The following is a 26,103-nucleotide window of genomic DNA, read 5'->3' on the forward strand; positions in this document are numbered from 1 at the left end:
GGTTTGAGTTTTCTCTATATGCCGTGAAACCCCGCTCGCATCGGCGATATACCGTGCACTCTAATTCTGACTTTATGCTTCGCTGTGCCAGTACTTCAGAAGCGCGTCAAATGCAAAAGGACTAACCCTATTTTCATAGAATTAGCCCCCTTTATATTCATCTGGTCGGCTCGGGCGCAAGCCCACCCGCCGCGGACAGCTTTATTACTAAAAATATTCTACTTTCATGATTTTCAGCTTGGTCATCTTGGAATGCAGGGTCGTAGAAGGAATATCCAACACTTCTGCTGCACCGCCCGCCCCCGAAATTTTACCACTACACCGCTTCAGTATCTCGACGATGAAGCTGCGCTCCATCGTGTCCAGCGTCGTGTTCGCAAAGGTGTTTTGCAGTGAATGGTCACTGTCCTGGCTTTTCGGCAAATCAATTTCGCGTAGCATGTTGCCATTAGCCAGCAGGACGCTACGCTCAATCAGGTGTTCTAGCTCCCGCACGTTACCAGGCCATAAGTAAGCCCGCAGTTGCTGATGGGCGGTGGGTGTAATCCCCGTCACTTTATTGCCCGTCAGTTTGCTGTAGCGGGCCAGAAAAAAATCTGCCAGGGGGGCAATGTCCTCGGTGCGTTGCCGGAGGGGCGGCAGGGTGATAGGGAACACATTCAGCCGGTAGAACAGGTCGGACCGGAACCGGCCGCTATGGACTTCACCTTCCAGGTTCGCATTCGTTGCCGCTACAATCCGAACGTCGACTTTTACGGTCGTTTTTCCGCCTACCCGCTCGAATTCGCGCTCCTGAATCACGCGCAAGAGCTTGGCCTGCAGCTCCAGGGGCAGCTCCCCAATTTCATCCAGAAACAAGGTGCTGTTGTGCGCCAATTCAAACTTGCCAATTCGCCGGTCGAACGCGCCCGTAAACGAGCCTTTTTCGTGGCCGAATAATTCGCTTTCAATCAGGTTGGCGGGCAAGGCGGCGCAGTTCACTTTTACCATGAGCTTATTTTTGCGCGGTGAGGCCTGGTGTATCGCCCGCGCAATAAGCTCCTTGCCAGTGCCGGTTTCGCCCAGTATCAGCACCGTCGAATTAGACTCTGACACGCGCGACATCAGGCGGTACACCTTTTCCATCTCCGGGCCGCTGCCAATGATTTCCGAGAAGTTGTAGATAGTTTTTACCTGTTCCTTGAGGTGGTCATTTTCAAATTCGAGCTGTTGTTTGTAAGCCAGCACCTGCTCATTCACTTGAATATTGGAGATGGCGACGGATATCTGCGCGCAAATCCCCTGGAGCAAGGTCAGGTTCAGCTCATTGGCTACCAGCCACAGTGTTCCAATCGCCTTATTGCCGACCCGCAGGGGGGCTCCATAGGCGTTTTTTAGCCCAAACTTCTTCCATAGAGGTAGGTATTGAACGCTGATGCCCTTCCGGTCTTCTTCTTCGATATCAAAAACAATCGGACCCTCACTATTCAATACCTTGGCCGTCAGGTACTCATCAATGCATATCGTTTTGGAAGCCAGCTCTTGGAAGAGACTTTCTGCCCCGTGAAACACGGATTTGTCGTACATATAAGGGCTCAGGCTGACGCCATCATCCTCAATAATGCGAATCATGGCCAGCCGGATGTGCAGCACATGCTCCAATACCTTGGCGATGGCTTGTTCAAGGTCATCCTTGGTCCTGACGCCGGCGATGTCCCGGCTGAAATCCAGCAAGAATGACTTCTCCTGCTCCCTGCTCAGTAGTTCTTCGTTGGCGGCAATGTTTTTGGCCGCCGTGGCTAATTGACTGGAAATGCGGTTTACAATGGCGATGGAGGCTTCATCGAAAGTGCCAAGCTTGTCCGCAAATAATATCAGGCTGTGTTTCGGCACCCCGTCTTCCGGCAGCACTTTAATCAGCATTTCGCGGGCTCCCGCCGCATGGTTGAGCTTAAGCCACAGTGGGGTCGTGCTCAGGTCGAGCGACCGAATATTGAAGAGCAGGGGCTGGTCGGAGGCGACGGCGGCGTTGTAGATTCCGTCGTTGACCGGGTAGGGAACGGAAATGGCTTCCGTATACTTTGAATAATCCTTTGATTTCGAGTCGGGGTCCGTTAAGAAAGCTTTGTAAGTCTCACCGTTACCGTCCAATACCGTCATTACGTTGTGAGAGAAGTCAATGAGCTTTTTCAGCTTCGTGTCGATGACCCGTAGCAGGTCCAGGCGGTTGCGGACGCTCACCATGTCGTTGCTCAGGGACAGCAACACCTCGTTTACCTGGTCGTTTCGGTTGATTTCCTCGTTGATGACAATGTTGCAAACGGCACTGGACAGCTGCGGGGCAATACCTTGCAAAATGCCCTTGAATTCGCTGGTGAAGCTGTCCGTCCGGTCGGAATAAACCAGGATGAAGCCGATGGTTTCCATCTTGCTTTTCAGTGGCGTCATCATTATCTCCCGAGTGCCGCACTCGTAGTTCATTTTTATAAACGGCGGAAGCTCGGGAACTTGTAGGATATCTTCCAGCCGAAAAATCAGTGGGCCTTCCGCGACGACAACCTGGTCGATAACCGGCGCATCAAGCCGATAAACTTTTTTGATGAGTTCGGGATAATCAGGGTGTTTTTTGGCGGGGTGATTCGGATCGAGCAGAAAGGGGCTATAGGTCTTGTGGAGCGGGTCAATCAGCGTTACAAGAGCGTGCGTGAAGTAAAACAAACCCTTCAGCCGGGAAGAAAATAAAGTAATTAAGTCAGCTTTCTCCCGCACCTTGGTGAGGTCATCGCCCAGAGCCAGCAAGATGGCCTTCTCCTGTTCATATGAGGTAACCTGCTTGAGAAGCGCGTTCGGAGAGTTTCGGCCCGCGGCCCTTTTGGATTGCGGTTCTGCGATGCCTATGTGTGCGTTTTTCATAGGTAAATCGGTTGGCACAGCGGAGGAAGAGCAGATATGTCTACTAATCTAACCAGTAAGTTTTTAAATTACTTAAGCTAGCATTGGCTTAAAACACAAAAAGCTCCAACTTATATGTTGGAGCTTTTTCATGACTTACATAGCACTAGGACTTATGCAGTTGAAATGTCAACCTTGATTTCCGCGTTGGGGCATTTCCCACGGCTTGACCCGCAAGCTCAAAAAGTGCACAAGGGTCTTTCGAGGCGCAGCAGGCCCTGAAAGAAACGGCAACTAGGACCTGAAGACGCAGCTGCGCGAGTATGCCCAGCCGCGGAAATTTGCCGTGGCGGAAGAATACGTAGACCAGACCTCGGACATCAGCGAGGACTGAACCCAGTACAAACGCATGATGGCGGCCGCCAAGAAACGACAGCTCGACGCGGTGTTGGTCTGGCGCTACGGCCAGTTTGCTCACTTAACCCAAGCGCTGGTCAATGCGCCAAAGGAATTCCAGCGCCTGGGCGTAGACTTCATCTCTTATTAGAAAAACACCGACACCATTACGCCCACGGGCGAATTGATTTTCCACATCGGCTATCATAATTCCCAAACACCCTCTAGAAAGGGCTTAGCGTGCAATTCGCTATTTTAGAAGAAAAACCCCGTACAGGGGCCCTCTTAGCAAACAGACAACCAAAAGCTGCTTAGGCCGCGTTCTTCTGGAACCAGACGAGGTAAGCAGCTACCGCTTGTTGGAGGAATTGCTTGGTGCTGCCTTCGTGCATGGTCCCATTCTCGTCAAAAAGCTCGTCTACCTTGGTCAGGTAAACTTCCGGCTGTTGCATGGCGGGTACGTTGAGAAACACCAGGCTTTGCCGCAGATGGTGATTGGCCCCGAAGCCAGAGATGTTGCCCGGCGAATTGCTAAAAATCGCCGCCGGTTTACCGTCCCATACGTTTTTGCCGTACGGCCGCGAGCCGACATCCAGCGCGTTTTTCAATACGCCCGGCACCGACCGGTTGTATTCCGGCGTGATGAAAATAACGCCATCCAGCGCCCTTATCTCGTCCCTGAAAGCCGTATAGGTCGCCGGCACTTCGTTGTGGTCATCGAAGTCTTGATTATAGATGGGCAGTCCGTCCAACGAAATCAGCCGGAACTCAAACCCTTGGGGGGCTATCGGCAGTAGAGTGTTGGCTATTTTTTTAGAAAACGATTCTTTACGCAGGCTTCCTGCGATTAGGCCAATTACTTTGTTCATGATGTTGAAAATTAAAGTGGTTGGGAGTGAAGCAGTTTAGGAGGTCGAAAAAGTCGTTCAGAACGTCATGCTCATCCGGCGTCCGCTCTGCAACATTCTAAACGGCTTCGTTTGCCGAGCAGGTCGCTACACTGCTACCTCGTTGCCGAGGCCGGTATCCAAGGCGACTCCTTTTAGGTGGCGCTCATGGGCTGCCGCCGTGATATAATAGAGCATGTGGCTGGCGTAGCGCGGCGGGTAGCGTAGCCAAATCATTGATGTAGAGCAACCAACCCGCGAAGAGCTGGTGCAGGTAACGAAAGCCTGCCACGGCCACTATTTCTCCGCGGCCTGCACATAAATGAGCTCGCAGCTCTATTGCTGTATGGCTCGGATTTGCGGCAGAAAGGTCTCCGGCACCAGTTTCGGGCGCAGGTGGTGCAGACAGGTCATAATCATTTCTCCGGTGGTCGCGGTCTGGATAAGGAACACGGGCAGAGGGGAATTAGGCGGGGACTAGGCGCGCGGCGATGCCGAGCCGGTTCCAGGCGTTCATGTTGGTGACGGCGAGTAGGACCTGGGCCAGGTAAGGCACGCCCAGCAGGCGCACCACCTCGTCGTAGGTTGCATCGCGGAGCTGGTACGGCACGAGCAGCGTCACCTCCTCCGTGAAGGCCAGAATGGCGCGCTCTTCGGCCGTGAAGTAGGGCGACTCGCGCCACGCTGGCAGCGCACGCAAGCGCTGCTCGGTTTCGCCATGCCCCAAGGCTTCTTCAGAATGCGATTGAATGCAGTAAGCACAGCCGTTCACTTGGGAAGTGCGCACTTTAATTAAGTGCCAGTGCGTCTTGGTCAGGGCCGATTGGGCCAAGTGCTTATCAAGTAACAGCAAGCCGGCGTAAGCCTGGGGCTCAACCAGATGCAGCACAAAGCGCGGCTGGGGTACAACGGGAGTTGAATTGAAGGTTTTAGACATGGCAAGCAGTAAGAAAAAGGATTGGTAAAAAATTTATCGTACCAGCAAATAGGAGAACGGCCTACCTCCATTAGAAAATGCTGTAGGGCCGCTGGGGATGCTGATTGGCCCACCACGCATCCAGGCTCCAAGAGTAGCCAGAGGCCTGGGTCAACAGCAGGCCCGCGGCCACATTTACCCACACCGAATAGTCCAGTGGGGCTTTAAAACCGAAGGAAATGGTCATGGCCAACGCGAAAGTCAGCGTGAGCAAGCCCGTTCCCCAGGCAGCTAGACGGGTCCCCAGGCCCAGGATAAGGCTGGTGCCGAGCATCGTCTCCGCCAGGGTTGCCAGGGCCGCCAGGCTCGGGGCCATCGCCGGGGGTAAGAAGGAATTGACCTGGGCCGTGTAAGCCACAAAATGAGCCCAGTCGCCCCACGCCACATGGGGTTGCCCGGGAGTTCCCCATAATCCAAATCTGTCGGCCACGGCCGAAAGCAGCCCCGCCCCCAGGGCCAAACGGGCAAAGGCGACAATGTATTCCGGACGTTTCAGCATGATAAGTGGAGCAGAGTGTGGGGCCGTAGTGCTCCCGATTACGCCTTGATTGGTTGACTGGCGTACCAGGTCTCGAAGTCGATTTTGCCGAGATACGCGTTGTCCTCCGGAACCAAAGTGTGCTCGGCTAGCTCAGCCCCGTAATACCGGGCGTGGCGGTCGGCCATCACTTGGCGCGGGTCCTTCTTTTTGGTTAAGAAGCGCTGGACCAGCTCACTCAAACTGAATTGTTGCGGGCCCGCGATTTCCAGTATGCCATTTAGGGGCGCACCGATTGCGGCATCGACCATGGCTTCGGCCACGTCGTCGGAAGCTATCGGCTGGATGCCCGCCGGGCAGAGCCGCACGGTGGTCCCTTCCGTCGATATGGCGGCGATAACCTCTATAAACTCCATGAACTGGGTGGCGCGCACGATGGTGTAAGGAACACCAGAAGCCCTGATGAGGTCCTCCTGCACTTGTTTGGCCCGGAAGTAGCCGCTTTGCTGCATGCGCTCCATCCCCACCACGGACAACGCGACGTGGTGCTGCACCCCGGCGGCGGCTTCGGCCGCGAGCAAGTGGCGGCTTGACGTTTCAAAAAACGCCATGACTGGCCCGTCCTCGAAAGAAGGGGAATTGGCGACATCTACCACCACCTGGGCGCCGACTAAGGCATCGGCCAAGCCTTCCCCGGTCACCGTATTCACTCCCGAACTGGTCGAGGCAGCTGTTACCTCCTGACCCTGCTGGCGAAGCCGGGCGACAACTTTGGCTCCGATAAGCCCACTTCCGCCAATGACGACAATTTTCATACGTTGTTGAGTAATAGCCTGCTTTTCAGGCTGGATTTATGACTGATTTTGGTGGCCCACCTCGTCCTGGTTTAAGCCTGAACGGGCAGTGGGAGGTGCTGGCAACGCGGTTTCATTCCCCGTGCTTGCGGGCCACGTCAACGTGCCTACTTGATGCAGAAGGCGCAGCTGCTGAGCTGGAAGGCGCTTGGAGGAATGAAGTCAAGGTGAGTGGGGTTTAGGCTCGACCGGCCCAGGAATTTTTGCAAAGCATGGACGGCAGTGAAAGCTTCGGGCTCGGTTTGCTGCCCGTGCCGCTTAAGCAACTAAGCTAGTTGGGCTCGGTTGTCGAGTTGCTTGCCCATCGAAGGGCTGCTTTGAAGAGGTGCCCTTCAGCGTGCGCCTACGTGGAGGGTTTCCTCCTCCACTATGGCCGACGGCCGGCTGAGAGGTAGGATAGTGATGCGGTTGCTGCGCTGGAACGTAACGAGTTGATAGAGCCAGTCAATGAGCACCACTACCTTATTGCGAAAGCCTATCAGAAAAAAGATGTGGACGAACAGCCACGACATCCAGGCAACAAAGCCGCTCAAATGATAGCCCCCCGGCAAATCGCCCACGGCTCGGCTGCGCCCGATAACGGCCAGGTCGCCTTTGTTGAAGTACTCGAACGGCTCGAACGCGTCGCCCTGGAGGAGGCGCCGGAAATTGCTGGCCAAGTGGCGCCCTTGCTGCATGGCGGGCTGAGCCACTTGCGGGTGCCCGCCGGGCCACTTATCCACCTTCATCAGGGCGACATCGCCAATTGCAAACACCTCTTCGTACCCTCGCACCTGGCTGAAGTGATTGACGAGGTAGCGGCCCCGCGCTTTCGCGCTTTCCGGCAATCCCTCAATGAGGGCACCCGTCACGCCAGCCGCCCACACCAACGTTTGCGCGGCAATTTGCTCGCCGCTTCTTAAGGTCACGTTCTGACCATCGTAAGAAGTGACCAATTCATCGAGCTTGACGATAATGCCCAACTCCTCCAGGTCTTGCTGGGCTTGATGGCTCGCCTCTAAAGAGAGTGTGTTTAGCACGCGGGAGGCACCGTCGATGAGGTAGATGTGCATCTCCCGGAAATCCAGCCCCGGATAGTCACAGGGCAGTACGTGCCGGCGCATCTCGGACAGGGAGCCCGCCAACTCGACGCCCGTGGGGCCCGCGCCCGCAATCACGATGTTGAGCAAGGCCTGGCGTAGGGCAGGTTCCTGCGCGACGTTGGCTTGCTCCAGGCTTTGCAGTAGCTGGCTGCGCAGGTTCACCGCGTCGCCGAGGTCTTTAAGAACAAAGGCGTGCTGCCGGATTTGCTCGTTGCCAAAGTAGTTCGCCTGGGTGCCCGTGGCGATAATCAGATAATCGTAGGGCACCACGCCCAGCGAGGTCGTCACCGTTTTAGCCCCCGTGTCGACGCTGGTTGCGGGCACGGCGCGAAAGTGGAAGTCCGGGTGGTGCCGGAACAGCTTGCGAATGGGCTCGGCGATGGACTCCGGCTGCACGCTGGCCGTAGCCACCTGGTAGAGCAGAGGCCAGAAGCCGTGGTAGTTCTGCTTGCTGAGCATGACGACTTGAAAATCGTGCTCCGGCAGCCGCTGCACGAAATTTACCGCCCCAAATCCGCCTCCGATGACAACCACCCGCGGCTTGTTGGTTCTTGGCACGTTCAGAGATGATTCCGTTAGTTGATACATAATACGGGTGATTAAATGGCCGTAGGGCAGGTCAGGAATGTCACTCGGCCGCTGGCGGCTGTTGTACAGTAGGCTTGGCCTTCAGCGAATGGTTGATGATGTTGCGCGTCGCTTCGCGCGGCTGGTAGGCCGAACTGAAGAAGATGACCAGCGGAATAAGCGCAAATAGCAGCGGCACAACCACCGAGAAAACGTACCCCGTGCCGTAAAGCACCGGGTTGTATTTGCGGTGGTTGAGCCCCAGGCTTTGCACGCTGCTGCGGAAGCCGTGCCACAGGTGGTAGCCCAGGGCCACCTGCGCCAGCACGTAGAGGGCGACGTACCACGGAATTTTAAACGAGGCCGCGCCCAGTGAATACAGGTCCTTCACGGGGTGGTCAACGTGCAGAATGTGCACTTCCGCCAGGCCGCCCATCAGCTCGAAGCGGGAGCGCATCCAGAAGTTCATCAGGTGCACGCCTAGAAAAAGCAGCAGCAAGGTGCCCAGCAAGGCCATGTTGCGCGATGCCCAGCGCGAATTCTGCTCCGCGTGGTTGACCACGTAGGCCACCGTGCCGCGTGCCTTCCGGTTCGTGACGGCGAGGCTCAGTCCCTGATAGGCATGCGCCAGCAACCCCAGCATAAGCACCACTTCCAGGCTGCGGATGACCGGGTTGGTGGCCATGAACTCCGCCCAGATATTGAACATGTTGCCCCCGTCGGGCACCAGCATCATCAAGTTAATGGACACGTGCACGAGGAGGAACGAGCAGAGAAACAAGCCCGTTAAGGACATGCTAATCTTGCGACCAATGCTACTAGACAAGGTTTTGGTGAGCCAGTTCATGAGCAGTGGGAATAGGAACGAAGCGGCAGTCAAAGCGCCGGCGTCCGGTGTATCAAGGGGTGGCCTTGCAGCAGTACCAGCGACAGCCGTTGGCCAAGGCTAGGCCATGCGGCAGATGCGACGGCGTCAGGCCTTTGCGGCCACAAACAAGTCGTCGGCCCAATTGAAGCGGTCGGAGGGCGAGAAAGCCCACGGCGCGCCGTTGTTTTCGATATTGGCAAACATCGTGTTGAGCGCGTGCGGCGCGGATGATTCTTCCAGTACCAGGAAACGGCGCATCTCAAGGATGCTTTCCAGCGGATTGATGCTCACGGGACAGGCTTCCACGCAAGCGTTGCAGGTGGTGCAGGCCCATAATTCCTCGGGCATCACGTAGCCGCGCAACAAGAAACGAGCCTCCTTATTCGCCGCCTCTGGCGCAGCGTGCTTGGCTTCCGGGCCGTACAAATTAGGTTGAAAGATGAGCAGGGAATGATGCTTTTCTTCCACCCGGTCGCGGGTGTCCATGATGATTTTGCGCGGCGAAAGCAGCTTGCCCGTCAGGTTGGCGGGACAGACGGAGGTACAGCGGCCGCACTCGGTGCAGGCGTAGGCATTAAGTAGGCTGGTCCAGGGCAGGTCATCCACGTCTTGGGCCCCAAAGGTTGCCGGGGCGGCGACGGAGCCATCGGAATTATGGGCCGGGGCCGGCACCACGTAGTCCGGGTCCAGCATGGCCCGCACCTCGTGGGTAATGCTTTCCACGTTGGAAAACTGCCCCGGCGGCACCAGCCGCGAGTACCACGCGTTGGGAAATGCCAGGATGATGTGAAAGTGCTTGGAGCTGGGCAGGTAGTTGAGATACACCAGGATGCCGATAATGTGGACCCACCAGCCTATTCGCTCCAATAGGGCGAGAGCCCCCACATTATCTGGCAGCAGCCCCACGAGCATGCCGCTGATTGGGTAGGCACCCGGCAGCACCTGGCCCGCCAACTGATGCAGCTTCAGGTCGGCGGCGTTCATGAGGAATAGCGCGGCCATGAGCACGCCTTCGGCATAAAGGATAAGGTTGGCATCGAGTCGGGGCCAGGCCCGCATTTCCACGCCGGTGAAACGGTGGATTTTGCTCACGTTGCGCCGCCACCACAGCGCCGCCACGGCCAGCACCACCAGCACGCCCAGGATTTCGTTGGTGCCCACCAGGGCCGCGTAAAAGGAACCGGCAAAGCCCAGCAGCCGGTGCGTGCCCAAGACCCCATCGAGCAGCATTTCCAGCACTTCAAAGTTGATGGTCAGAAAGCCCACGTACACCACCAGGTGCAGCAGGGCCGGCGTCGGGCGCGTGAACATCTTGCGCTGGCCAAACGCCACAAGCAGCGTTTTCCAGGCCCGTTCAGGCCGCCGGCCGCTCATATCCCGGTCGCGCCCCACCAAAATGTTGGCCCGGATTTGCCGCGCCTGCCAGGCAAATAGGCCGAAGCCCACCGCCACCAGCACCAGAAAGAGGACATTCTGAAGAGAGAAGTGCATGAGTGATTTGCTGGAGCCGGTGGTGGATAAAGCAGCTGGCTGCTATTTCCAGTAATTATTAGCGGCGGCAATGGTGGCAAATTCCAGGGCCACCGTTTGGGTGACGGCTAGCAGCATCGCCGCGTCGTTGGCGTACACGTCGCGCAACTGCTCGCGGCGCTGAGCATCTGGCTGAGTCGCTTTCACAATGAGCCGGCTGATGTGCACGGCTAACTGGCGGCCCTCCTCCGGCGTCGCGGTAACAAGGGTGTTGTTCGGAATCAAGGTGATGGGGTCCATGCTTAAAAAAGAATTAAGAGGTTGAATGGAAGATTAGCAAGGACCTGCTTTAGGCGCGTTCAAGGGCGGCCCGGTTCCAGTGGGCGAGAGTAGCGGCGGCTTCGTAGGTGCTTTGCAGAAAATCCAGGGCATCCTGCCGGGGATTGGCGGCCGTGCGCACGGCCTCGTAGGGCAGCAGAAACTCGCCATGCTCGGCGCTGAAATAAGCGGCGCTGGGCTTGATGTTGGCTTCGGTCAGCGTCGGCAGACCAGGGTAATGGTAGCAGTAGAAGGCCGATTCTTGGTCGTCGCTCCCCGGCCACCAGCCGGCCGAACACTGCTCGGCCGAATACGCCTCTTGGGTCACCCAAGGGGCTTCGTGGAGCACCCCGCCGGGGTGCGGTGGTGCGGGCCGGCCCGTGAAGCGCGTTACGGCCATATCGAAACTGCCCCAGAAAAAATGTACGGGGCTGCACTTGCCCAGGAAGGGGCTGCGGAACTCGCTGAGTACTTGGTCGACCCGCAGCATGATGTCCCAGAAGGCTTCCACGGCCCTTGCGTCGTAGGAGCGATGATGGTAGTCCTGGCCAAACGGGGTAATATCGGCCACTTCTACGGGCACGGGCCAGATTTTCACACTGATACCGGCCTCGCGCAGTAGGAACTGGTACCGCCGATAGAATTCGGCCACGGAACAGGGTTCCAGCGCTAGCTGATGGGTTTGGCCGTCGTCGGTGTGCAGCTGCAGCTGGTGGGCTCGGAAGTCGAACACGATTTCGCAGCTGCCCGCCGCGTAGGGCATGGGCCCCGTGGTTAGGCCGCGCGGCGTCACGTAAAGCACCACCTGCCACCAGTGGTTGAGCATCGGGCTCAGGGCCAACCGCGTTTTGCCCACCATCTGGGTCCAGCGGTGCAACGTCAGGCGGGTGTCGGTCCAGGAATCGGCCGGGAGGGAAGGCCAGGAGTTGACGGGTTGGTTCATAGCAAAGGGAAGCCCCAACGCGGAGTATTAGGCATGAGGGGTTGGTGAAACACATGGCCGGCTAGTATTTCCTGAATCGCTGGTCGGGGTAGCACCACGCCCAGCGCTCGCCGGGTTCAGCCGAAATAATGACGGGGTGGTGGGTAGCACGGAAATGCTGGGCCGCGTGCTGATTCTTGGAGTCGTTGCAGCAGCCCACGTGGCCACACGCCTGGCACACCCGCAGATGCACCCAGCTGTCGCCTAGGGCCGCGCATTCGGGACAGACATGGTAAGGAGCTGATTTAAGCTGAGTAGTATCCAGACTAATCAGATGCAAACAGGACGTACGCATCGTTTTTTGAAGCAGGTAAGCAGATAGTAAGAGAGCCGTTCCTATTGATACAGGTGGATGATTTCCGGCTTTTGCAATTCTTCTATCCACTGGTTGATATAGGTTAGTAAGTCCTGAGGGGTCGGATTGGCCTGCCGTTCGCCGGCACTCCCAAAGACCAGGAGCCCCAGCGCAATGCAGTGCGCAACATCGAGCCGCAGCAGCATGCCGAGGCTAAAGCCGGCGATGAAATCCTGCCGCGCGGCCGCACCGAGCTCGATGCTGGTAGCCACCTTGTGGCGAGCCAGGACGAATTGCTGCTGATTGGTCAACAGCAGGACTTCATTCGCTGAGTAGATGAGCAGCCGCGTGATGCGCATCATGCGGAAGATGGAGAAATACTTCTTTTTCCGGTCCGGGTAGTTCTGTGGGGCAGTCGGCGTATCCGGGTGCACACCGTTGAACACCATCCACAGCTTAATGGCCTCGCCTTCGTCGAGGGCGAACGTAACCTGCCCGTGCTGCGCGAAGTCGCTGATGATATCCAGCGCCTCATCAACCTGAAAGGAAAGCTTCCTCCCTGAGTCACCCAGGTAGAAAATGAATTCCAGGTCCGGCTTGCCCAGTGGTTTGATGACGTCCACCAACAAGCCATCCCACAAGTCGGAGGCACCGCTCAGGGTCGCCCACTCGTCGAAGGCCACCGTCCGGCAATGCTGAAACAAGGCCCGCAATTCCGTGATGACGGCCTCGTTTCGCAGGTAGCACCACTGGCACAGCTCGCTCGCGGCATTGGCCGGAATCTCTACGTTGAAGGCGGCCAGCGCACGCAGGTCGTGCCGGGCACTTAAGCTCAGGCTGCGAATGCCCAGCAGCCGCAGAATCGCGGGCAACTCTTCTTCGTTAATGCCGAGCGCATTTACCCGGCGTTGCGAGGTGGTCGGATTCGCCCCGCTGCCGGCGCTTGAACAACTCAGGTAAACGTTTTCCGAAACATCAAATGCCTGTAGTTGCGCCTGCAAGTCCAGCAGAATGGGGCGTACGTTCAGCATGTTTACGTCGAGGGTTCCCATGATTAAGGCGGTTGGTAAGGCTGTGTATCCATTTCCAGTGTGCATAGCGAGGAATGGAGTCAATGGTGTTGGAGGTGGAGCACGGAAAGAAAGCGCTACAACGCCCGGCGCACCTCGACGGTACCGCCCACGGCTAGCACGGGGCAGCCTTGGGCAATCTTAGTAGCCGCTTCGTAATCAGGGGCCTTGATGAGGAATAAGCCGTAAATAACTACTTCTCCCTCTCTGTAAGGCCCTTCGGCTACGGCTTGGTTTTTTGTCAGAATCCTCCCTGTCTTGGCCAAATGGGTGGGCAGGGCCACCAAGCTGCCGCTGGCTTTCAGATGGGCCACCCATTCCGGCCAAAGCGGAAGCGGTGGGCCAAGGTGCGCTCGTAACGGCACCCGCTTGGCTGGGTAGCAGCTGCGAACCAGCAGTAAAAACTCGTCCATAGAATTGTTTTCAACATAGTGCGCGCCTGCCGGTACAAGCATTCTAGGTTATACAGGAAGTTGCACTATCTGACGAATTTCGACCGTACCGCCCAGGTCCAGAATAGGGCAGCCCTGCGCTAGCGCGACGGCTTCCTGGTAATCCCGGGCCCGTAGCAGAATGAGGTTGCCCACCGAGTTTCCACTGGCGGTAAAGGGTCCGCTGGTCACATCGTGGCAGCTGAGAAATTTGCCCTGGCTATCGTAGCGCTGTACCGTATTGGCCAGTTTATTCTGCGCCGCCAAGCTGCGGAACCAGTCGGCCCAGTGCTTGAGATGCTCTTGCAGCTGCTCGGGGTTCGGCTGTAGTCCCGGCGTCTGATAATCCCGGCGAAACACCAATAAGAATTCGCTCATTTTCGGGATTTTCTTTGTTCGCTGATTCAATTCATCCCAATGAAGCAGTGAGGTCCTGTCGAGCAGATTGCTATTTTCGCCTTGGTAATGAATAGATGTTGTGCTTGAAGCTGGTCTTTAATCTTGAGTAAGAAGTTGGTCAGTCATTCTTGCCCCATCCGCTATATATTCTTCGCCTTCGGCCAAACTCTCTGCTAGAATTGGGAACGTGACGCTTGCGCTATGCTTGAGCGGTTCGTCCAACTCATTGCGGGTAGTTTCAATAGGGAACTCGACCAATTGCGGGTTCATAGCGGACGGTTTTAAGGGTGAGATGAAGTGTTGGTGGTGCGCCAAGCCGCGAAGCGACCAACTGTTCTCCCAAATTCCATCGGCGGATGCAACGCAAGGAGAGGTGCTCAGTGGGTTACAAGGGCCGTGCCACCCGCACAAAATATTGATTTCTAGATAATTATGTTATTTTAGACCTTAATAATCACACGTTATGTAGCGGATTAGCGAGCGTATCCACGAAATAGAGAGCATTTTTAGAATACACACCCAGCGTGGCAGGGCCGGATTCCTCGAACTGTATGGGGCGGCGCGCGGCACGCCCAGTGCAGTCAGGTCTTACACCTGCTTGCGAATAATGAGTGACGGGCCGCACAACGTGATTGTCGGCCTTCGGCAGTAGCGGTCGCGACGGCAAGGGCGTTACCGGCGGGTCGCACGTCTCCAGGCGGACAGCTGGCGGCCGGGCGCATCGCTACTACGCTCAAGCTCGACGGAGTGCTTGACGAGGACGCACGGCGCGCGGCTCCGCCGGCGACTGATTTCATGGAGCAGCTCCTGCGTTGGCCGCCCGCAACTGGCGCGGCTCGGTGCGATGGCCGGGTCGGGGCCACACCCAACGCCGCCGTCGGCGCTTTAGCGGCTTTCTGCTATTGATAGAGCGAGCCGCTTAGGGTTTAGATTCAGCGCCCGCGCCTTTGCTTGTGTCAAGCGGCTTTACGTATCTAGGCGTAGGGCTTCGGCACTAAGGACCGCATTATCATTTGCGGCGTTTGCCGGGGTTTGGTGCATCTATCATGACGAAGGAAAGACACTACCTCGTTCTGTCCAGATTTAGCCGACCACCTCAACCAGCTAAAACCCCAAACCGGGTGTGCAAGAAGGAAATGCGCGGCACAAGAGTCAACCGCGCCGAATTCCCCAATAGCCACGGCCATTTTTCTGGACAAATTCAGACAGCAAGAAAGCCTGCTGGAAACTTGCCAGCAGGCTTTCTTGCTGTAGACAAGATGACTAATCCAAGTTCTGTATTGGGGCCTCAGGAGCTTCACGCAGCACCACCTGGATGCCGTGGTCGCGGGCCTGGGCGGTGGTGTACTTCTCGCTGCGGCCGATGGTTTCGCCGTTGGCCGCCACGTGGTTGAACCCGTACTGGCCGGATTCAAGAAACGACTCGAAGCAGTGGGGCTGGCAGTTAGCTTTGACGCTCTGGATGCCGTTCTCGCAGGCGGCTTTGCTGGTGTAGCCTTCGCTGGACTGGACAATTTCGCCGTTGTCGGCACGCAGGCGGTACCAATGGTGGCCGCTGCTCTGGAAAATTTGAAAGGTTGCCATTAGATGAACGAATTTGGGTAGGATGCGTGGGCAAGTTAAGCGGCCTGCGCCAACGGCGCGACGGTTCCCAATTGCGCAGTGTGGGGCACTTCGTGAGCCTGCCGGGCGTAGTGGCGCAGCAGCGTGTTGTACTTTTTGCGGCCCTGCTCGATGGGGCCAGGCGTGGCCGTTAGCTCGACGCGCCAAACCTCGTGCGGAGCCTTCTTTTGCACGCCGATGATGAGGAAGCGCGTGGCCCCGAGCACGTCCAGGTACAGGGCAGCCTGGCGGTCATAGTCGTACTTCTCGATGGTGGCCAGGAAGTGGGGCAGGTCGGGGCTGCTGGTGGTTTTGAAGTCGATGAGGGTGAGGCAGCGGCCGGCAGGGCTGCGTACCAGGAGGTCGGGGCGGAGCTTGACCTCTACGCCGGTGGCCGTGTGCGTGGCGGTGTAGGACTGTTCGGCCTGGCCCCGATATAAGATATCGCGGCAATACCGCTGCCGCCGCACTTGCCGCGCCAATGTCTCCAAGTCAGCCCACTTAATGCCGCGCTCCTGGGTTCGGGCGTAGTGCGGGGGCTCCAGCACGGCGGTGTGGAAGTGGGTGCCGTAGGCTAGGGCCACGGGGTTGGGTTGGCGGGTGAGGCCCAACAGCTCATTTTTGAGCGTGCTTAGGTCGGTGTTGCTGACGTAGGGTAAAGCGCGGTGCTGGGCCTGGGTCAGGTCGGGGTGATGGGTGAGGGCGTGAAACATGATGGCGGGGGCTCGATGACGGAATGGTGGAGAATCGGGGGCTACTGGTGCTGGTCGATGATGCAGGCCAGGCGGCTGGACTCTTCGGCGCGGTGCAGCCAGATGTGGGAGCCGCCGCAGCCGACCTGGTAGGCCGGCTCGGGGAAAAGGCGGCGCACGGCGGGCGCGAGGTCGCGCACGTCGGGCAGCGGGGCGGTGGCAGCGAGCAGCTGGGCCAGCTCCGCTAGGCGGGCGGCCTCGTCGGCGGAATTAGGCATCTGCTCCTGGCGGAGTTCGGGAAGTTGCAGCATGAGCGTGAAAATGAAGCGGTGAAAAGTTGGGCCTCGCCCTGGCGGTTCTGGCGGTGTCGTCGAAGGGACCCGCCGGTTCGGGCGGGGCCAGCTGTGTCGGTGCTGGCCCCGCCCGGTAGGCTAGGCCGCTTCGGCCGCTTCGAGTAGCAGGGCGGGCTGCTCGTCGGCCTGGGGCACGGCGTAGCCGGCGCTGGTCTTGATTTCGGCCAGGCCGGTGTAGGTCTCTTCGCGCCAGATGGGGAAGTCCTCGGCGAACTCGCGCAGGGCCTGCACCTCGGCCGGGTCGGCGGGTGTGTAGCTGAACTGGGCGATGTAGTAGGTGGCCGTTTTCTCGTCCTTGATGGTCTGCTTCTTCTCGGCGCTGATTTTCACCTTCACGTCGGCCAACGTCAGGTCGTCGTAAAACAGCGGCTCAATCAGGCGGTACAGGTTTTCGACGCTGTAGCCGTGGAACAGCACGGCGCAAACGGCCCCCTTCGCATCGACAAAAAACAGCTCGGCCCAGGTCTTGCGGCCCATGTTCAGAATGTTGTCCTGAAAGATGCGCCAGGCCAGGGGCACGAATTCGAGCGAGTTGCCGAGCGGGGTAACGCCGCCGATGTTGAACTGGCCGGCCTTCGCGTCGAAACGAATCTGGCGCGGGTGGCCGGTCAGGTAGCGGAAGCGGCTGGTTTCGGTGACTTCGCCGCTGTCCTGGTCCAAGGCGGCCGTGAGGTAGGCGCGGCTGGGCTGCGGGGTGGCGGTAAGGGTTGCGGCGGGCGCGGCTGCGGCGGCACCTGCGGCGGTGGTTTTGGGAGTTGCCATGTGGGCGATGATTGGGATGAAAAAGCGGGGCCAGTTGTCGGCCGGCCCCTACGCCGTTTTTGATTAGCTCCTGCTGGGGTCGGGGCTTTCGTGAATGGTTTGGAAGTGCCGGGCGTCGCGGATGATGGCACTGATGGCCTGCTGCCGGGTCGGGTGCAGGTCGTTGGCAGTGGCGGCGCTGAATGGCTGGCGCATCTGCCACACGTAGGGCGCGCCGTGGGCCTGAGCGTCGCGGCGGACGTAGGCGCGGAAAGTGGGGGCTTTCATGGGCGAAGGGGGAAGGCGGGACCGGTGTCGTGGGGCCGGCCCCTGGGTGGCTACCGGAATTGATTGTCGTGGCATAGGATGGCGCGGCCCACGATGCAGTCGACGCCGCGGGCGGCGGGCTGGTGCTGGTGCCAGAGGTAGGTGGCCAGCAGATTGAGGTAGGCCGGGCTGCGGAACTTGCCTTCGTCGTCGATTATCAGAATCAGCTCGGGCGTGAGGCGCACCACGTCCACGCGCTGGCAGTCCAGCATGGTGTACAATTCGGCCAGCTTGAAGCTGCGGCCGTTGGCGGGGCTGACGGGCTGCGGCTGGGCGCTGTGCGGGTCCAGCAAATGGGGTTGGTAAGTAGTCTTAGGCATGGAAGCTGGAGAAATAGGGCCGGCGCTGGGCGGGCGGCCTCTGGTTGATGGATGGGCCCGGCGTGGGCGGCCGTAGCAGGGTAGGCGTGGGCGCTGGCGTGGAAAAGCGCCACGGCGGCGGCCAGGGCCTCGTAGCAGCTGCGGCCGGTGCCGTGGTACTGGCTGGGGCAGCCCGCGCCGGCCGGGGTGTGAATGGTGAGGTTGTAGCGGGTGCCCTGGGCGAAAGCGTAGCCGCTTACCGAGCAGCCGGGCAAGGGAAAGCAGGCGGCGGCGACCTGTGGAAAGCTGGGGTCGAGGCAAGCGGGCATGGTGGGGGCAGAAGGGGCCCGCGCAACGGGGCGCGGGCCAGTGGCTAGTGAATGGGGGTGCCGTACCTGGCGGCGTAGGCGGTGCGGGCGGCCCGTTCGGCGGCTGCCCTGGGCGTGGCGTGGTAGGCAGCGGCGGCGACGCCATAAGCGGCGCGGGCGGCCTGACGGCGGCGGGCGGCGGCCAGCAGGCGGCGAAAACGGCCGGGGCCGAAGTCGTTATCCCGCACCTCCCACAAGGCCCGGTCGGCATCGAACTTGGCCGACTGTGCGCGGGCCAGCACCTCGTAGGGCGTGAGCGGGGCCAATAGAGCCGCCCCCAATGCGGGAGCGGCAATGGCAGGGGCACACTGGCTAAGCATAAGCCGGCTCGGAAGCGCGGACGTAGCAGCACCCGCACTGGCCCAGCGCGTCGCGTCCTTCCTGGCACACCACGCAAACAATCTCGGACGCGGCTTCCTCCGGGAGGGCCGGCGCACCGCTGAATGCCTGCTCGGCGGCCGACAACACGCGGGCGGCATGGCCCTGGGCGGCCTCGGCCAGCAGGGCCAGCCCGGCGGCCTGCTCCTGCGCAGCCTGCGCATAGCTGGCCACGGCGGCAGCTATGGCAGCAAAGGGGCATGAAACGCCGCAAGAAAAGTAGCCCGCCCAACCGTACTCGGTGCCGGCCTGCGCAACGAAATAGTGAACCCCGAACTGCGGGCGGCTGACGGGCCCGGAAATGCTGACGTGGACGCCGGCGGTATGAAGTGCGGGACCACACCAGGCGGCGGCGGCCAGCTCTGCAAATTGAAAATGGGACAACATGACCTGTAAGGGTTAGGTATGAAATGCGCTGCGGTGCGGGCCGGGCCCAGCACGCGCCGCTGGCGCAAAGCGCCGGGGGCCTCTCCCCCGACTACCTTACAAATATACGCACTAAAGTAGTAATTGATACACCAAAGTAGGTAAATATTTATTCACAATATGCGCCAAAATACACTTCTGTGTTGTAACTTGTGGTATGAAAAATATGCAAAATATAGTAGCGCCTGCTGGTGGGCTGGTAGTGGCGGTGGTAGGCAGCCGAAGCATGACGCGGTGCGCGGCGCTGCTGGCCCGGCTGACGGAACTGGCCCCTGCCCAGGTGGTGAGTGGCGGCGCGGCCGGGGCCGACACGCTGGGCGCGGAATGGGCGCGGGCCAACGGGGTGCCGCTGTGGGTGCTGCGGCCCGACTACCGCACCCACGGCCCGGCCGCGCCCCACGTGCGGAACGCGGCAATAGTGGCGGCGGCCAGCGTGGTGCTGGTGGTGTGGGATGGGAAAAGCCAGGGCACGCTAAGCGCCGCCCGCGCCGCCGTGGCCCTGGGCCGGCGCTGCGAGTGGCTGGCGGCCCCTGCGCCTGGGGCTGTGCCGGTGCCGGGCGGGCTGGGTCTGTGAGCCCCGCCGCCGGTGGTGGCGGTGGCCACCGCTGGCCCTGATGGTGGCAGCTGCGCGGGCACCCCGCCGGGGTACCCCCACCCAACAAACCCTAAATGCCCACGGCCAGGGGGTTCGGGGGCCGGCCATGAGGCCCCCGGTGCGCGCGCAGCCGCACCACGCGCCTGAAGGGCGCCTTATGAGGTAGGAGCAGCCTTTTCCGGCTGCGGAAGCCGAGGCAGCCTAGAGCAAAGCGGAGGGCAGTACGGGGGCTCGGGGGACTCCCCGATGAGCACCGCCCGAAGGGCACCGCATTCGGCCAGGGGCCGCTGCTGCCGCTGTTGAGTCCTGGGCCGAATCAAGCCGCGCCCTGGCTCGGTCACTGGTGAAACCGGCGCTGCTCCAGACTTCTTGCGGTGGGTACGTGGTTGCTTTTGAATCAGTGGAATGCGGGTGGGGAGAGGCCGGCCGAATGGAGCGCAGTCTGGCCGCCCGGCCCGGAATGAGGTGGGCCTGCCCTCGAGGGGTTCCCGCGGGTTTGCGGTAGGGGCGGCTGGCTGACTTTTTGGAAGCGGGCCGGCCCGTTGGCGGTGGTGCTGCAGCTTCGCTGGGTCGGGAGCAGGCAGGAAGACAGAGCGCGGGACGGGGCGAAGCGTCGGGGCGTAGGGCCCATAGTGAGCGATGGAACGACCAACGGGAGAGAGGGAGCAAACGGAGGGCTCCGCAGCCCCGATGCGCAGCCGCGGCCGGCGCGAGCGGTGGGCTTCGGTAGGGGCGGGCTGCGCCGTTTTCAGGTGCTGCCCGACCCGCTGGCGGTTTGCGGCTGGCGAGTCAGTTAGTCGCTGAAGAAATGCGCAAAGGATGGGAGCCAACCGACCAGCGGGAGGTGCCCGCAGGGCCGCAGCGAAGCGCAGTGGCGTACAGCCCGACCCCCGGAGCGACCAGCGGGAGCGGAGGGGGATGCGCCCTTAAAAATACAATTATGCTGGCAGTTCAATTCGGTGGCCTAAGTAGCCGGTGTTTACGTAAATTTGCACTAAAGTATATTTTCTAACATCTACTTCAGTAAGCCATGTTGTTCAGTAGCTCAAAACTTGGTCATATTGGCCAGATACTCAGTACCAGTGCGGTCTGGGAAATCGGAACCTCGGCCTTTACGCCGCCCACGGCTAACGAAATCGAAACCTTCGTGCACGTCGTTATTCAGGTGGTGGTGGGGGTGGTGACGATTTATGCCACGGTGCGCAAGATGTTTCAGAAGCCCGAATCGGTGGTTAAGCTGCCGGCCGTGGGGGCGGTAGTGGTGCCCCCAGCATTACCTGCTACTCCTGTTCAAGCCTCCCCTACCGACTCTGTCCATGTCGCCGACTAAGCCCGCCGTTACTAAGGCCGCGCTGAAGCCGCGGCGTTGGGTCCCGGTGCTGACGCCCGCGCAGGTGAAAAGTCAGGCGGCAAGGCTGCGCCAGGCGGTGCCGAGCCTAGCGGTGGCTTACTCGGAGGCGCTGCGTCGTTGGGTCGGTGACCCAATGCTTCGGCTGGCCGGGCTGCCCATCATCACGGAGTGCTACCGTAGCCCTGAGCGTCAGAATGAGCTTTTTGAGCAAGGGCGCAGCAAGCCGGGGCCGGTGGTGACTTATAAGCGTGGAGGAGAATCCAACCACAACAAGGTACCCACGCCGGCACTGGACGTGGCCTTTCTGCTGGTTGATGGGTCGGTGTCGTGGTCGGGGCTGCTGCTCTCCAAGTTTGCCCGGCTGATGAAAGCGGCCGATGCGCGGGTACGTTGGGGCGGCGACTGGTCGAAGTTTAAGGACCGGCCGCATTTCGAGGTGTGACGTAGTATGACTGGCAGATTGCCTCCATCAACGTGTTTAACAACCGATAGTATGATGTCCTCAACTCCCATTCTGCTGGTCGGTGGCTCCGGAATTGTCGGCCGCTGGGCGGCCCGGTTCCTGCGCGCCGCCCATCCCTCGGTGCCGCTGCTGATTGGCGGGCGCGACCTCGTCAAGGCCGAGCAAGCCGCGGCCGAGGCGGGCGAGGCGCAGGGCGTTGCGCTCGACCTGGCCGCCGATGACCTGGGCCTCGGCGAGCGCCCGGTCAGTGCCGTGGCCGTCCTGTTTACGGACGAACGGACGGCCGCGCTCCGGTTCGCCCAAGCCCGCGGCGTGCCGCACTTGAGTATCTCGCCCGGTATCAACGAAATGGCTCCCGAAGTGGCGGCCTACATCCACCGGCCGCAGGCCGCGCCGGTCGTGCTCGGCACGGAGTGGCTGGTCGGGGCCACGACGGTCCCCACGCTCGAATTCGCCAAGGCGTTCGGGCGGGTGCACGACATCACCATCGGCGCGCTGCTCGACGAGCAGGATGCCTTCGGCCCGGCGGCCGAAGCCGACCTGGAGCGCCAAACGAAGACCATGCCGGCGGCGCTTGCCCGCCGCAACGGCCGCTACGTGTGGCGCGCGGGCGACGAGGCCAAGGCCACGTTCCGCGCCGTGGACGGCACGGAGATGGCGGCGGTGGCCTTCTCCCCCTACGACGTGGTCGGCCTGGCGAATGCGACCGGTGCCCCGAACGTGCAATTTCATCTCGCGTTGGGGGTTAGCTCGACCCGTCGCCGCGGCGAGCCGCTGTCCACCGAGATACTCATCGAACTCACGGGGGAGGACCCGGCGGGCCGGCCGCTTCGCACCCGGCATGCGGTGGTGCATCCGGCAGGGCAAATGCCGCTGACGGGCCTCGGTGTCGCCATGGTGCTTGAACGGCTTTTAGGCCTTGACGGCAAGCCGTCAACCCCAGCCGGGCTCTATTTCCCCTATCAGCTGCTTGACCCCACTGCCTATCTCGCGCGGCTTGCGCAGATTGGCGGAAAGGTGTCCACGCTGCCGTAAATGGGGTTTTGCAGCTCGTGGACGAGAAGCGTGACCGGGCCGGTAAGTAGCCGGAGCTTACACCGCCACAAACAACGGGGCCAGCTGGCCGGGCGTGATGTCCGATTGGCTGGCTCCGTCATTGTTTTCAGTTATAAGCAGTAGGCTGGTCCGGTGGCAGTAGGTCATCGGCTAACCCGGTTACCAGCGCCCGGAGCCACTTCTGGCTTTGGCCAACCGTGGGGCTTGTTTTATCGGTGGGGCTGATGCGCTGGGACATGGCCAGGGCCAGGCGGCTGGCGGCGGCCAGCTGGATTTCCTGGGTGAGAATGTTGTGGAGGCGGGTTCGGAGCGGAGGCGACACGGTGACGAGGGTTTGCAGCTCCTGGCCCAGCACGCGGATTCCAACCATTTGCATCAGCTCTTCTTCCTGCGGGTCCTGGGCAATCAGCAGCTCGTAGTGGCGCTCGATGATGTCGGATTCGATGAGGGCGTGGTAATGCTGCAGAATCAGGCGCAGGTCGGTGCCGTCTTTGCCGCGCTGCTCGGGGCGGTCGTCCCAGGCCAGCAGCTTCAAGGTTACCAGGCCCGGCAGGGTGACGGCCTGCCAGGTAATCTGCTCGTTTACTTTGACGGGGGCAGCGGAGGCCAGTACTTCGGCCAGGCCGACAACAGAAATGCGGCTCAGGCCCTGGCCGGCGACCTGGACGCGGCCCTCGGCGTCGGCAATGCCGCCAAAGGGCATCAGGTCGACCTGGATGCCGGTGGGCTCGTGAATCAGGCAGAAGGCGCTGCTGGCGGGGGCGGTGAACTGCTCGTGGGCGACCAGCCAGGCACGCAGTTGCTCGTACTCGGCTTCGTGGGCAATAAGCACGGCCAGGTCCACGTCGGTGGTGCGGCGGCGCGGCGCGGCCCCGAGAGCCGAATCCAGCCACAGGTCGCGGGCGACGGCACCGACCAGAAAGAAGTCGAGGCCGAGGTGGTGCAGGCCACGGGTTAGGGCGGGCAGCACCCGGTCGAGGCCCGAGGGGAAGCGCCGCTCAGGCGGGATGGTGGAGATATCGAGCATGGAGTTTTTGGGCGACTTCGCGGTTGCGGGCGTCGCCGCTCAGGAGCAGGTCGGCGTACACCAGCAGGGGGGGCACGCACTGGCTGGTGGGGTGGTGGAAATTCAGGCGCTGGTCGAAGGGTTCCAGGACTTCCACGCTGCCGGTGGGGTCGGGCACCAGCCGCAGCTGGCGCATGAGGGCCGGGCGGGTGGCGGTGCTGTAGAGGGTGAAGAACTCGGGCCGCAGGTAGCCATCGAGCAGCAGGGCGGCGGCCGGTTCGCCGCCCCAGTAGGTAGCGGCGCCCAGAGGCTGGTTTTGCCAGCCGCCGGCAGCCTGGTCGGCATCGAGCCAGCGGTAGCGTTGGGGGGCAAGGTGTGGGCGGAGCGTGTCGCCGTAGCCGGCTACCCAGCGCTGGGTCAGCTCGGGGCGGCGCAATAGCTGGCGCGGCTCTTCGTCGAGCAGGAAGCCCTGCTGGATTAGGTCGAGCATGACCTGGCCCACGGTGGCCACGGGCGTGTCGGTGCGGGTGGCAATGGTGCGGTAGGGCTGGCGGACGAGGTCGGGCTGGGTGAGCAGGTGGAAGAGCACGCGCAGGCCGCTTTTGCGGAACGCCCGGCCGGCCGTGGTGGCGGTGGCTTCTTTGCGGGGGCGGGGCTGGCCCTGCACGAGGACGAACAAGCCGGCGTCCGGGTGCTGAAGCCAGGCGTTGCCGGCGGTGTCGGCGTAGCACAAGCCGTGCTGGCGCAGCTGCCGGCCCATCTCATCGGGCACGTAGGTGGTGACCAGTACCCAGGGCTGCGCGGGCGGGTGGGGCCACAAAGCCAGCAGAGGGGTGACATTTTTTAGTGCCTGCTCTTTCACCTCGACGGTAAAAACGGCTTGCTTGCCTACCGTTATGGTGGGCTGCTTGTGCTCATCGGTGGCTATCTGAATAGTGAGCCGCTTGCCTAGCACGGTTTTGAGGGCGGTTTTTACCTGGGTGAGCAGGACCCGCGTAGCAGTGGGTTGTCTATCTTTTTCCATGTGTCTGTTTTATGTAGACAAGATAGTAAAAGTAGACAGAATGAGGGGCGTTGCGGCTTGCGCCCCAGTGAGCGTTTCGTTCTGGCAGAGGCCTCAACCCCTGGCTCCTACGCCGATTGGTACGCGCAATGAAAAAGGTGGTAGCAACGAAGCTGTTAGCTAGATGATGATATTGTCGATGCAATCCTGCATTTATTTTCTGCAAAAGTCTTGTTCTGCAATTGAAATGCAATACATTTGCCAATGCAATCCTGCATCAATCACCTGCACTCACTGGCAATGGACGACAAGTATAAAGAAGTCGATGCTCTGTTGGGTGGCTTGTTTCCATCGCAGACGCTCCGCGAACTTTTTGATTATAAGGTACAGGCACTCGGTGTCTCTCCTACAACTGCTGCCCGGATTTTGGGAGTTCAGCTCCGGGCTTTGAACGGAATACTGAACGGCACTCAGAAGGTAATTGACATTACCATTATCAGCAAGCTGGCGAGCTTCGTACAATTACCCCGCGAAAAGATTGTGAATCTTTATTTGGATGGGGTTGAGAAGCATTTTCCGACAAGTACAATTTCGGCAACCAAAGTTGAATTTATCAAGTCCTACTTTGACTTGGCTGCGTTGCGTAAAGCAGGGTGGATTGAGAACATCACCGATTTTGCTCATATTGAGAAGAGGTTAACTGCCCGCTTAGGGCTGAAATCCATTTTGGAATATCGTAAGCCGGCAGTCGATGTAGCCTTTTGTGTGGGTACTTACGAACCAAAGAACGAACTCACACGGGCAGTATGGATTAAAGCCGCCCAAGCCTGCTTCACGGAAATAGATAATCTGTATCCATATGACCGCGCAGAGCTTGTAAAGCTTTTCCCGCGCCTACGGTGGTTTACAACCAATGAGGAGCATGGCTTAGCGGAAGTAATCAAGCTGCTACATAGAGTGGGAGTTACGGTTGTACTACAGCCGTCAATGCCCGGCTTGCAACTACGCGGAGCTACATTTAATCATGACGGGAAGCCGTGTGTGGTAGTAACTGATTTCGTCGGCTTTTACCCGACACTATGGTTTGCTCTGTTCCACGAGCTTTTTCACGTTTTATTCGATTGGGATGATATTAAGCTGAATCAGTACCACATAACTGATGATGAGAACAAGCAGCTTTCGGTTCAGGAGCGGGAGCGGGAGGCCAATAATTTTGCCGGTGAATACTTGTTTTCCCGTGAGAAAGTCGCGCAGATAAAATACCATCTCCATGATGATGAGTATGTGACCCGGTTTGCTGCCGACAATCAGGTACATCCCAGTATCATCTATACTCAATGCGCTTTTGCCATGCCCAAGAACCGTTCTGCTTGGATACTGGCTCGTAAGCATTCTCCTTCAGCAGGCCATACCATAAGCCAGTATGGCTTTGCTCTGGAAAATGGGGAGCTTATTGCTGAATTAACCAAACCGCTCAAATCTTTACTGTACGCTTAGGT

The 26,103-nt window shown here is 59.8% G+C and carries 32 protein-coding genes; 6 read left to right on the forward strand and 26 right to left on the reverse strand.

What is annotated here, in order from left to right; translation table 11 throughout:
• Nucleotides 1-207 precede the first annotated feature (207 nt).
• Nucleotides 208-2,892, reverse strand: a complete 2,685-nt coding sequence (locus tag RMO51_RS01345) for a sigma 54-interacting transcriptional regulator (protein ID WP_310391322.1) — start codon at nt 2,890-2,892, stop codon at nt 208-210.
• A gap of 388 nt (nt 2,893-3,280) precedes the next feature.
• On the opposite strand from RMO51_RS01345, the gene RMO51_RS01350 reads away from it, so the two are divergent.
• A complete protein-coding gene (locus tag RMO51_RS01350) occupies nt 3,281-3,418 on the forward strand; it encodes a hypothetical protein (protein WP_310391324.1) in 138 nt (45 codons plus the stop codon).
• 160 nt (nt 3,419-3,578) lie between these two features.
• Here RMO51_RS01350 and RMO51_RS01355 read toward each other — a convergent pair whose 3' ends face one another.
• The 23 genes from RMO51_RS01355 to RMO51_RS01460 all read right to left on the reverse strand — a co-directional run bounded on the left by RMO51_RS01355 (nt 3,579) and on the right by RMO51_RS01460 (nt 19,091).
• Entirely contained in the window at nt 3,579-4,136 is a 558-nt protein-coding gene (locus tag RMO51_RS01355; RefSeq protein ID WP_310391326.1) for an NAD(P)H-dependent oxidoreductase, read from the reverse strand.
• Nucleotides 4,137-4,262: 126 nt separating this feature from the next.
• The gene (locus RMO51_RS01360) at nt 4,263-4,391 is read right to left on the reverse strand and encodes a hypothetical protein (protein WP_310391328.1); all 129 of its coding nucleotides are present in this window, start codon (nt 4,389-4,391) and stop codon (nt 4,263-4,265) included.
• 229 nt (nt 4,392-4,620) lie between these two features.
• Complete coding sequence (locus RMO51_RS01365; RefSeq protein WP_310391329.1) at nt 4,621-5,091, reverse strand: carboxymuconolactone decarboxylase family protein; 471 nt, start codon at nt 5,089-5,091, stop codon at nt 4,621-4,623.
• A gap of 70 nt (nt 5,092-5,161) precedes the next feature.
• Nucleotides 5,162-5,629 (reverse strand): DoxX family protein, encoded by a 468-nt coding sequence (locus RMO51_RS01370; protein ID WP_310391330.1) that lies wholly within the window; start codon nt 5,627-5,629, stop codon nt 5,162-5,164.
• A gap of 38 nt (nt 5,630-5,667) precedes the next feature.
• Nucleotides 5,668-6,423 (reverse strand): SDR family oxidoreductase, encoded by a 756-nt coding sequence (locus RMO51_RS01375; protein WP_310391332.1) that lies wholly within the window; start codon nt 6,421-6,423, stop codon nt 5,668-5,670.
• A gap of 371 nt (nt 6,424-6,794) precedes the next feature.
• Entirely contained in the window at nt 6,795-8,132 is a 1,338-nt protein-coding gene (locus tag RMO51_RS01380; protein WP_310391334.1) for an NAD(P)/FAD-dependent oxidoreductase, read from the reverse strand.
• A gap of 40 nt (nt 8,133-8,172) precedes the next feature.
• On the reverse strand, nt 8,173-8,958 hold the full coding sequence (locus RMO51_RS01385) for a succinate dehydrogenase cytochrome b subunit (protein WP_310391335.1): 786 nt from the start codon (nt 8,956-8,958) through the stop codon (nt 8,173-8,175).
• 126 nt (nt 8,959-9,084) lie between these two features.
• Nucleotides 9,085-10,470 carry a 4Fe-4S dicluster domain-containing protein gene (locus tag RMO51_RS01390; RefSeq protein WP_310391337.1) on the reverse strand — a complete coding sequence of 462 codons (1,386 nt, stop codon included), beginning with the start codon at nt 10,468-10,470 and terminating at the stop codon, nt 9,085-9,087.
• A 42-nt stretch (nt 10,471-10,512) separates the two neighbouring features.
• Entirely contained in the window at nt 10,513-10,749 is a 237-nt protein-coding gene (locus RMO51_RS01395) for a hexameric tyrosine-coordinated heme protein (protein ID WP_310391339.1), read from the reverse strand.
• 49 nt (nt 10,750-10,798) lie between these two features.
• Nucleotides 10,799-11,710 (reverse strand): DUF5996 family protein, encoded by a 912-nt coding sequence (locus tag RMO51_RS01400; RefSeq protein ID WP_310391340.1) that lies wholly within the window; start codon nt 11,708-11,710, stop codon nt 10,799-10,801.
• 61 nt (nt 11,711-11,771) lie between these two features.
• Nucleotides 11,772-12,044, reverse strand: coding sequence for a UBP-type zinc finger domain-containing protein (locus RMO51_RS01405; protein ID WP_310391342.1), 273 nt, complete (start codon nt 12,042-12,044; stop codon nt 11,772-11,774).
• A gap of 41 nt (nt 12,045-12,085) precedes the next feature.
• Complete coding sequence (locus tag RMO51_RS01410) at nt 12,086-13,096, reverse strand: hypothetical protein (protein ID WP_310391343.1); 1,011 nt, start codon at nt 13,094-13,096, stop codon at nt 12,086-12,088.
• A gap of 95 nt (nt 13,097-13,191) precedes the next feature.
• Nucleotides 13,192-13,569, reverse strand: a complete 378-nt coding sequence (locus RMO51_RS22555; protein ID WP_409025024.1) for a YciI family protein — start codon at nt 13,567-13,569, stop codon at nt 13,192-13,194.
• Between the two features lie 6 nt (nt 13,570-13,575).
• Entirely contained in the window at nt 13,576-13,923 is a 348-nt protein-coding gene (locus tag RMO51_RS01415; RefSeq protein WP_310391347.1) for a YciI family protein, read from the reverse strand.
• A gap of 117 nt (nt 13,924-14,040) precedes the next feature.
• On the reverse strand, nt 14,041-14,214 hold the full coding sequence (locus RMO51_RS01420; protein WP_310391348.1) for a hypothetical protein: 174 nt from the start codon (nt 14,212-14,214) through the stop codon (nt 14,041-14,043).
• 993 nt (nt 14,215-15,207) lie between these two features.
• Nucleotides 15,208-15,528 (reverse strand): YegP family protein, encoded by a 321-nt coding sequence (locus RMO51_RS01425; RefSeq protein WP_310391350.1) that lies wholly within the window; start codon nt 15,526-15,528, stop codon nt 15,208-15,210.
• Nucleotides 15,529-15,563: 35 nt separating this feature from the next.
• Nucleotides 15,564-16,259, reverse strand: coding sequence for a PD-(D/E)XK nuclease-like domain-containing protein (locus RMO51_RS01430; RefSeq protein ID WP_310391352.1), 696 nt, complete (start codon nt 16,257-16,259; stop codon nt 15,564-15,566).
• A gap of 41 nt (nt 16,260-16,300) precedes the next feature.
• Nucleotides 16,301-16,549, reverse strand: a complete 249-nt coding sequence (locus RMO51_RS01435; protein WP_310391354.1) for a hypothetical protein — start codon at nt 16,547-16,549, stop codon at nt 16,301-16,303.
• Nucleotides 16,550-16,669: 120 nt separating this feature from the next.
• Entirely contained in the window at nt 16,670-17,353 is a 684-nt protein-coding gene (locus RMO51_RS01440; protein ID WP_310391357.1) for a hypothetical protein, read from the reverse strand.
• A gap of 63 nt (nt 17,354-17,416) precedes the next feature.
• On the reverse strand, nt 17,417-17,620 hold the full coding sequence (locus tag RMO51_RS01445) for a hypothetical protein (RefSeq protein ID WP_310391358.1): 204 nt from the start codon (nt 17,618-17,620) through the stop codon (nt 17,417-17,419).
• A 50-nt stretch (nt 17,621-17,670) separates the two neighbouring features.
• A complete protein-coding gene (locus RMO51_RS01450; protein ID WP_310391360.1) occupies nt 17,671-17,979 on the reverse strand; it encodes a hypothetical protein in 309 nt (102 codons plus the stop codon).
• Nucleotides 17,980-18,331: 352 nt separating this feature from the next.
• Nucleotides 18,332-18,646, reverse strand: a complete 315-nt coding sequence (locus tag RMO51_RS01455) for a hypothetical protein (protein WP_310391362.1) — start codon at nt 18,644-18,646, stop codon at nt 18,332-18,334.
• On the reverse strand, nt 18,639-19,091 hold the full coding sequence (locus RMO51_RS01460) for a hypothetical protein (RefSeq protein ID WP_310391363.1): 453 nt from the start codon (nt 19,089-19,091) through the stop codon (nt 18,639-18,641). Before RMO51_RS01460 ends, RMO51_RS01455 begins: the two co-directional genes overlap by 8 nt.
• 205 nt (nt 19,092-19,296) lie before the next feature.
• On the opposite strand from RMO51_RS01460, the gene RMO51_RS01465 reads away from it, so the two are divergent.
• The 4 genes from RMO51_RS01465 to RMO51_RS01480 all read left to right on the forward strand — a co-directional run bounded on the left by RMO51_RS01465 (nt 19,297) and on the right by RMO51_RS01480 (nt 22,574).
• Nucleotides 19,297-19,704 carry an SLOG family protein gene (locus RMO51_RS01465; RefSeq protein ID WP_310391365.1) on the forward strand — a complete coding sequence of 136 codons (408 nt, stop codon included), beginning with the start codon at nt 19,297-19,299 and terminating at the stop codon, nt 19,702-19,704.
• Nucleotides 19,705-20,872: 1,168 nt separating this feature from the next.
• Nucleotides 20,873-21,055, forward strand: a complete 183-nt coding sequence (locus tag RMO51_RS01470) for a hypothetical protein (protein ID WP_310391367.1) — start codon at nt 20,873-20,875, stop codon at nt 21,053-21,055.
• Nucleotides 21,042-21,518, forward strand: coding sequence for a M15 family metallopeptidase (locus RMO51_RS01475; RefSeq protein ID WP_310391368.1), 477 nt, complete (start codon nt 21,042-21,044; stop codon nt 21,516-21,518). The genes RMO51_RS01470 and RMO51_RS01475 overlap by 14 nt, the downstream gene beginning before the upstream one ends.
• 51 nt (nt 21,519-21,569) lie before the next feature.
• Complete coding sequence (locus tag RMO51_RS01480) at nt 21,570-22,574, forward strand: hypothetical protein (RefSeq protein ID WP_310391370.1); 1,005 nt, start codon at nt 21,570-21,572, stop codon at nt 22,572-22,574.
• A gap of 127 nt (nt 22,575-22,701) precedes the next feature.
• Here the strand turns inward: RMO51_RS01480 and RMO51_RS01485 are convergent, their stop codons facing one another.
• Together RMO51_RS01485 and RMO51_RS01490 are read right to left on the reverse strand one after the other, a co-directional pair.
• Entirely contained in the window at nt 22,702-23,622 is a 921-nt protein-coding gene (locus RMO51_RS01485) for a nucleotidyl transferase AbiEii/AbiGii toxin family protein (RefSeq protein WP_310391372.1), read from the reverse strand.
• Nucleotides 23,594-24,625: a type IV toxin-antitoxin system AbiEi family antitoxin gene (locus RMO51_RS01490; protein WP_310391373.1), complete on the reverse strand. Its 1,032-nt coding sequence runs from the start codon at nt 24,623-24,625 to the stop codon at nt 23,594-23,596. The genes RMO51_RS01485 and RMO51_RS01490 overlap by 29 nt, the downstream gene beginning before the upstream one ends.
• A 279-nt stretch (nt 24,626-24,904) precedes the next feature.
• Here RMO51_RS01490 and RMO51_RS01495 point away from each other — a divergent pair, with 279 nt between their 5' ends.
• A complete protein-coding gene (locus RMO51_RS01495; protein WP_310391376.1) occupies nt 24,905-26,101 on the forward strand; it encodes an ImmA/IrrE family metallo-endopeptidase in 1,197 nt (398 codons plus the stop codon).
• The last annotated feature ends 2 nt before the right edge of the window (nt 26,102-26,103 follow it).

Source organism: Hymenobacter sp. (assembly GCF_031398885.1).
Lineage (GTDB): Bacteria > Bacteroidota > Bacteroidia > Cytophagales > Hymenobacteraceae > Hymenobacter.